This is a genomic window from Streptococcus mitis, from assembly GCF_001074635.1.
Taxonomy (GTDB): Bacteria; Bacillota; Bacilli; order Lactobacillales; family Streptococcaceae; genus Streptococcus; species Streptococcus mitis_E.
Genome location: NZ_JUQO01000213.1, coordinates 1 through 6,301, shown reverse-complemented (window position 1 = coordinate 6,301; position 6,301 = coordinate 1). Strand labels below are relative to the sequence as shown.

General features: G+C 35.9%; 8 protein-coding genes and 1 pseudogene. 4 read left to right on the top strand and 5 right to left on the bottom strand.

The window, feature by feature from the left end:
- The 4 genes and pseudogenes from ADI58_RS09075 to ADI58_RS09060 all read left to right on the top strand — a co-directional run.
- Positions 1 to 1,209, top strand: a 1,209-nt coding sequence (locus tag ADI58_RS09075) for a sugar ABC transporter ATP-binding protein (RefSeq protein WP_049522342.1), incomplete at its 5' end; no start/stop codon positions are given.
- A 1-nt stretch (position 1,210) separates the two neighbouring features.
- On the top strand, positions 1,211 to 2,155 hold the full coding sequence (locus ADI58_RS09070) for an ABC transporter permease subunit (protein WP_004248623.1): 945 nt from the start codon (positions 1,211 to 1,213) through the stop codon (positions 2,153 to 2,155).
- Between the two features lie 193 nt (positions 2,156 to 2,348).
- Positions 2,349 to 3,314: a substrate-binding domain-containing protein gene (locus ADI58_RS09065; protein WP_049522339.1), complete on the top strand. Its 966-nt coding sequence runs from the start codon at positions 2,349 to 2,351 to the stop codon at positions 3,312 to 3,314.
- Between the two features lie 77 nt (positions 3,315 to 3,391).
- Positions 3,392 to 3,532: pseudogene (locus ADI58_RS09060) on the top strand (8-oxo-dGTP diphosphatase); the annotation flags it as partial.
- Here the strand turns inward: ADI58_RS09060 and ADI58_RS09055 are convergent.
- From ADI58_RS09055 to coaB, 5 genes are all read right to left on the bottom strand, one after another.
- On the bottom strand, positions 3,529 to 4,044 hold the full coding sequence (locus ADI58_RS09055; protein ID WP_049522337.1) for a transcription repressor NadR: 516 nt from the start codon (positions 4,042 to 4,044) through the stop codon (positions 3,529 to 3,531). The pseudogene ADI58_RS09060 and the gene ADI58_RS09055 overlap by 4 nt on opposite strands.
- Before the next feature lie 12 nt (positions 4,045 to 4,056).
- Positions 4,057 to 4,584 (bottom strand): ECF transporter S component, encoded by a 528-nt coding sequence (locus tag ADI58_RS09050; RefSeq protein ID WP_001097393.1) that lies wholly within the window; start codon positions 4,582 to 4,584, stop codon positions 4,057 to 4,059.
- Positions 4,585 to 4,763: 179 nt separating this feature from the next.
- Positions 4,764 to 5,327 carry an ECF transporter S component gene (locus ADI58_RS09045; RefSeq protein ID WP_000747412.1) on the bottom strand — a complete coding sequence of 188 codons (564 nt, stop codon included), beginning with the start codon at positions 5,325 to 5,327 and terminating at the stop codon, positions 4,764 to 4,766.
- Positions 5,311 to 5,862, bottom strand: a complete 552-nt coding sequence (coaC, locus tag ADI58_RS09040) for a phosphopantothenoylcysteine decarboxylase (protein WP_049522335.1) — start codon at positions 5,860 to 5,862, stop codon at positions 5,311 to 5,313. Before coaC ends, ADI58_RS09045 begins: the two co-directional genes overlap by 17 nt.
- 11 nt (positions 5,863 to 5,873) lie before the next feature.
- Positions 5,874 to 6,301, bottom strand: a 428-nt coding sequence (gene coaB, locus ADI58_RS09035) for a phosphopantothenate--cysteine ligase (protein WP_049522334.1), incomplete at its 5' end; no start/stop codon positions are given.

Sequence of the window (6,301 nt, the reverse complement as noted above, 5' to 3'; positions counted from 1 at the left end):
GATATGACTGTACTTGATAATCTTTTTTTAGGAAGAGAAATTAAAAATTCGATTGGGTTTCTAGATAAAGCTAGTATGGAAAGGAAAGCTAAAGAAGCATTTAAACGTCTTAATATATCTATTCCTCTCGATGCAATCATTGGTCAATTATCAGTCGGACAACAACAAATGATAGAAATAGCAAAATGTCTATTATCAGAAGTTTCCTTATTAATTATGGATGAACCCACAGCAGCTTTAACTGATCGTGAAACTGAAACACTTTTTAAAGTGATAGAAGGATTAAAATCTGATGGTGTAGGTATTGTGTATATTTCACATCGGATGGAAGAAATCTTTAAGATTATAGATCTTATAACTGTTATGAGGGATGGGTTTGTAATTGATACCAAGAAAACGAACTTAACTAATGCGGATGAATTAGTTCAGAAGATGGTAGGTCGTGAATTAGAAGATTATTATCCAGAAAAAAAGGCTGAGATTGGGAATATTGTTTTTCAAGCTAAGAATCTTTCTGGTTCTGCTTTTACGAATATTTCTTTCTATGTACGTCAAGGGGAAATTCTTGGTTTTTCTGGTTTGATGGGTGCTGGTCGTACTGAAATAATGCGAGCAATTTTTGGAATTGATTCTTTAAAATCTGGTCAAATTATAATAAACGAAGAACAACTGATAATTAAAAATCCTTTTGAAGCAATTAAGCATGGAATTGGTTTCTTAACAGAAGATCGTAAAGATGAGGGATTGATTTTAGATTTTTCTATTAAAGATAATATGACTTTACCTAGTACTCGTGATTTTGTTAAAAATGGCATTTTCGATAATAAAACAAGTGATATATTTGTACAACGTTTAATAGATAGGCTACGAATTAAATCAGGTTATCCAGATAAGGAAGTTGGAACACTTTCTGGTGGTAATCAACAGAAAGTAGTTTTAGCAAAATGGATAGGTATTGCTCCAAAAGTACTGATTCTAGATGAGCCAACTCGTGGGGTAGATGTTGGTGCTAAGCGTGAAATTTACCAATTAATGAATGAATTGGCTGAACGAGGTGTGCCGATTATTATGGTATCTTCAGATTTACCAGAAGTGATCGGAGTCAGTGATCGCATTATGGTCATGCATGAAGGAAGAATTAGTGGAGAATTAACACGTCAAGAAGCTACACAAGAAAAAGTTATGCAACTAGCTACAGGGGGACAATAGTGTGAAAAATACTATGAAGTATATGTCAGAATTGACAACGGTAATAGCATTGATAATTTTAATGGCTGTCATCACTATTATCAATTCAAATTTTTTAACAGCAAATAATCTGTTAAATTTACTATTGCAAGTAACATCAAATGCACTGATCGCTTTTGGAATGACCTTTGTTATTCTAACAGGTGGAATTGATTTATCAGTTGGATCAATTTTAGCCTTATCCAGTGCGCTCACAGCTGGCCTATTAGGATCTGGAATGCCTGTTACATTAGCAATTCTCATCTCTTTAATTTTGGGTTGCATTCTGGGGATGATGAATGGTTTGTTGATTTCCTACGGGAAATTAGCTCCATTTATCGTTACTTTAGCAACTATGACTATTTTTAGAGGCGCAACACTTGTTTATACAAATGGGAATCCTATCACAAAAGGATTAAGTGATACATTCTTATTTCAATTTTTGGGGCAAGGTTACATAGTCGGAATTCCATTTCCTGTAATTATTATGTTTATTGTATTTATTGTTTTATATGTTTTACTTCATAAAACAGCATTTGGTAAATCTGTGTATGCTATAGGGGGGAATGAAAAAGCAGCATATATATCAGGTGTGAAACTAAATAAAGTGAAAATTATCATTTATTCAATTTCAGGTATTATGGCTTCAATTTCTGGATTGATTATAACATCACGCTTAAGTTCTGCTCAACCAACAGCAGGTGCTAGTTATGAAATGGATGCTATTGCAGCTGTTGTTCTTGGAGGAACCTCTTTATCTGGAGGTAAAGGTCGTATACTTGGGACTCTAATAGGTGCTTTAATTATTGGAGTTTTGAATAATGGACTTAATATTATTGGTGTTTCAGCATTTTGGCAACAAGTGGTAAAAGGAGTTGTAATCTTAATTGCTGTTCTGATTGATCGTTTTAAAGTTGTAAAACAGTAGAATCATTTTGCAAGTTTTTTTGGAAATAGTAACAATTTATTAGATGACGAACTTATAAACTAATAAAAGGGAAATACACGGAGTCTATTTACTAAAAATACTGTTCAGAAAAATTTAGTAATAGTTAAGAAATGATGAACAATAGTCGGGATGGAAATTATCCCTATAGATATATATTACGAGGAGTAATAACATGAAAATTATTAAAAAAATTAGCATTTTTGCTTTGTTTGTAACATTTATTTTTGCTTTAGTAGCTTGTGGAAAAACTGGTTTAGGAAATTCATCAAATGATAATAAATCTACGATTCAAAAGTCGGCAAAAGAATTAAAATTAGGAGTTTCTATTTCGACTACTAACAATCCCTATTTTGTAGCTATGAAAGATGGTCTTGAAAAAGCCGCAAGAGAAAAAGAAGTAACTTTGAAGATAGCAGATGCACAAGATGATGCTGCTAGACAAGCAGATGATATTCAAAATTTTATTAGTCAAAATGTTGATGCTTTACTAATTAATCCAGTTGATTCTGATGCAATTGTTACATCTATTAAAGCTGCTAATAATGCAAATATTCCGGTAATCTTAATTGACCGCGGTAGTAATGGAGGTGAAGTCTTGACAACTGTTGCTTCTGATAACGTAGAAGCAGGTAAAATGGCTGCAGAATTTATTACCAAGCAATTGGGAGAAAAAGCAAAAACTTTTGAATTATCAGGAGTCCCTGGCGCTTCTGCAACTGTAGATAGAGGTAAAGGATTTGAACAAATTTCAAAGACAAATTTAGATGTTCTTTCTAGTCAATCCGCTAATTTTGACCGCGCAAAAGCTTTGAATACAGCGCAAAATATGATTCAAGGAAACAAAGAAGTACAAGCAATCTTTGCACAGAATGATGAGATGGCGTTAGGAGCTGCACAAGCAGTAAAAGCAGCTGGTCTTAGCAATGTATTAATTGTTGGTATTGATGGTCAACCAGATGCACATGATGCTATTGCAAAAGGTGATATTACTGCCACTATTGCTCAGCAACCAGCTAAGATGGGTGAAATTGCTATTCAATCAGCAATAGATCATTATCAAGGGAAAAAACTGGAAAAAGAAACAGTTTCTCCAATTTATCTTGTGACTAAGGATAATGTTGATCAACATAACTGGTGATATATTTTTAGTAAATAGGTAGTTGTTAATTTTCATTCAATGTAGTTTTTAAATATTATTGTTAGTATTTGAGCTTTTGGGTGCAAAAAGACCAGATTCCAAACTTGGATCTGGCCTATGATATGCTACCTTTGATGGAGATGATGGAAGCTCCGGACAAATCTGAATTTTTCTACCCTCGCCGTACAAAAGACGATTGGGAAAAGAAAATTTTCTAATCCTTTACTAAATAACCTAGCCGATCCAAGGCCTCCTCGATATAGTGGAGGTCTTGTTGTGTTTCGGCTTCAACTAGGTGGTAGTGGATGCCATCTGTCAATTCAGACAGAGGTCTAAAATCTGAATGTTCGACTTGCTCTAGAAAATGTTGCACATCTCTGCGACAAGACAGTTTAAGTAAGGTTTCAATTTCTCCATAGACGGGATGGTCAATCAAGGTATTTTGAACACGTCCACCATTATCAACGATAGCAAAGAGTTCTTGACCGATTTCTTCAACTTCATGTTTCACTTTGAAAAGTTTGTGAACATAAGGATTGGTTTCAATTTGCTTATAGATGTAGCCACGATTGGTGGATAGGATAGGAGCACCATCGGCTCTTAAAATTGCAATGTCCTGTACAATGACCTGACGTGTGACATGAAAATGTTCCGCCAAACTTTGGCCATTAAGGGCTTTAGGAGCTTCTTTCAAGAGTTGGAGCAGGGCTTGTTTGCGATCTTTTGTCATAGCTTTTCCTTTTTAACGGCGTTTTCGAAGCACTTTATAGACAGCTAGTGCTAATGTATAGTCTACCATACTATGAATAATTGTGCCAAATCCAACTAGTACAAATAGAACATAAAACATATTTTCTACATTGGTACCAGAAGTTGCGTAAAAAACGACACAGGCCAATACTTCAGCAAGGGCATGGACAAGCGCTAACACAAAGTTGAAAATCCAGGAAGCTTTTGGTTTATCTAGGGTATCGGGGAATTTTTGTAGGTAAAGAGCCCCCAAAGTCCCAAAAAAGATATGGGAAAAAGCTCGAAAAACGATCACCATGGGATAGCCAGCCATCAAAAATCCAAAACTAGAGGCTAGGATGACAAAAACAGCCATCAAGGGCGATAAGAACATGGCAATAAAAATAGCGATGTGGCTTCCCAAAGTGTAAGAAGCAGGTGGAATGACAATCTTAAAAGGCATAACGATTGGAATCAAAATCGCAATAGCCGTTAAGAGGGCAGTCATTGTCATAAATTGTGTCTTTTTCCGTGTATTCATAAGAATCTCCTTTTTGTCTGTATATACACTAGTATAGTACAATAAACAAGACAATAAAGCAAGGATTTACTTAAGTTTATAGGCCATTTTTTTAATTAAAGACTCGTAAACATTTCACTAAAAACACAAACTACATCAAACAAAATCTCCACCTTCAAGTATGAAAGCGGAGATTGTTTTTATTTCTTCAATGTTTGTAGTCTTGGAACAATGGCTAGGGTTAGAACTGCAGAAATAACTAATTCAGCAATCGAATTTGTTGAGATAACAGTTGCTAGGAGTTTTTGGATATTACCATCAAAGACATTTCCAAAAAGGTAGAAAATTCCACCAAGTACAAAGACTGTGTTGGTAAGTGAACCAAGGGCACCAGCTAAAATCAGACCAGTTTTATTTTTCATCAGTTTATAGACTAGATAAGGAGTTAAACCAATCAAAATACGTGGGACGATGGCAATGATAGCTGAGTAGATGTTCCCGTTTGGTACGAATGGTGAGAAGAGGTAGCTTGTTGGTAGAATTGTAATCGTATTAACTGTCAAGCTAAGTAGCCCCATCAAAAATCCAAGTGTAACCCCAACGCGTGGTCCGTAGATAATGCTGGCAATAATGACAGGAATATGAACAATGGTCGGTTTGATTGGAAATGGAAAAAGGTTAAAGATAAGTGAGCTCAGAAAGTGAATCACGAGCATGGTTGCAAAAAAGATGGCAATAGGTGCAATGTTAGAGCGTTTTTTCATCGAGAGTTTCCTTTATTCTTTCTAAAATAATTGTGAGGTCAGCTAAGGCTCCTCGTCCGTGGTCTCCACAAGCCAGTAGGGATTCCTTAGGAGCAATCAGCTGATAGCCGTAGGTTTCTAATGTTTTCAGATTAGCCTGAGTTGCTGGATGGTCATACATTTTTGTATTCATAGCAGGTGCGATGAGTTTAGGAATATGACTGGGCAAGGCTAGAGCCGTACAGGTTACCATGTTGTCCGCAAAGCCGTGGGCTAGTTTTGCAATAGTGTTAGCAGTTGCAGGTACTACGATAAATAGATCAGTTTCTTTTCCAAGTTCAATATGATTGACTTGATTTGGATAGGGTTCCTTCATGACATCTAGGTGGACAGGACTCTGTGATAAGACCTGTAGTGTCAATGGTTGAATAAACTCTGTAGCAGCCTGAGTCATTAAGACAGTGACTTGATGGCCTTGTTTTTTTAGAGAACTGACTAAATCTGCCGACTTATAAGAGGCGATTGAGCCCGTTACAGCCAAGAGAATGTTTGCCATAGTTTTCCTTTCTATGAATGATAGTCTTGAATTTTTTCAAGGAGGAGTTCTGCAATTTCTTCTTTAGTCTGGACTGTTTGAAGCTGATCTTTTTCAACAAAGATTGCACGATGCTGGTTTGCTGAAATTTGAGTCAGGTCATTTGCAATGATTAAGTCTGCTAGGTTCTTGATAAGACTTTTTCTAGCAATCTCGATGAGATAATCCTCAGAGACATCAACCAGCAGTTTGAAACCAATCAGATGAATAGCAGGATTCCACTCCTTGACTAGAGAGATAATTTTGGGTGTTTTCTTCAGGAATAAAACCTGAACCTCATCAGTTGAAGAAATCTTAGCCTGATGATTCTGCTTGCTTAAAAATTCTTCTAGATTGGAACTAGATTGAACTTCCTCAAGCCCCGTCATATAAACAGGAGTGTAGTCGGATACTGCCATTG

Coding starts and splice junctions, on each gene's coding strand:
- ADI58_RS09055 (WP_049522337.1), bottom strand. CDS start 4,044: ATGACAAAAGATCGCAAACAAGCCCTGCTCCAACTCTTGAAAGAAGCT.
- ADI58_RS09050 (WP_001097393.1), bottom strand. CDS start 4,584: ATGAATACACGGAAAAAGACACAATTTATGACAATGACTGCCCTCTTA.
- ADI58_RS09045 (WP_000747412.1), bottom strand. CDS start 5,327: ATGAAAAAACGCTCTAACATTGCACCTATTGCCATCTTTTTTGCAACC.
- ADI58_RS09065 (WP_049522339.1), top strand. CDS start 2,349: ATGAAAATTATTAAAAAAATTAGCATTTTTGCTTTGTTTGTAACATTT.
- coaC (WP_049522335.1), bottom strand. CDS start 5,862: ATGGCAAACATTCTCTTGGCTGTAACGGGCTCAATCGCCTCTTATAAG.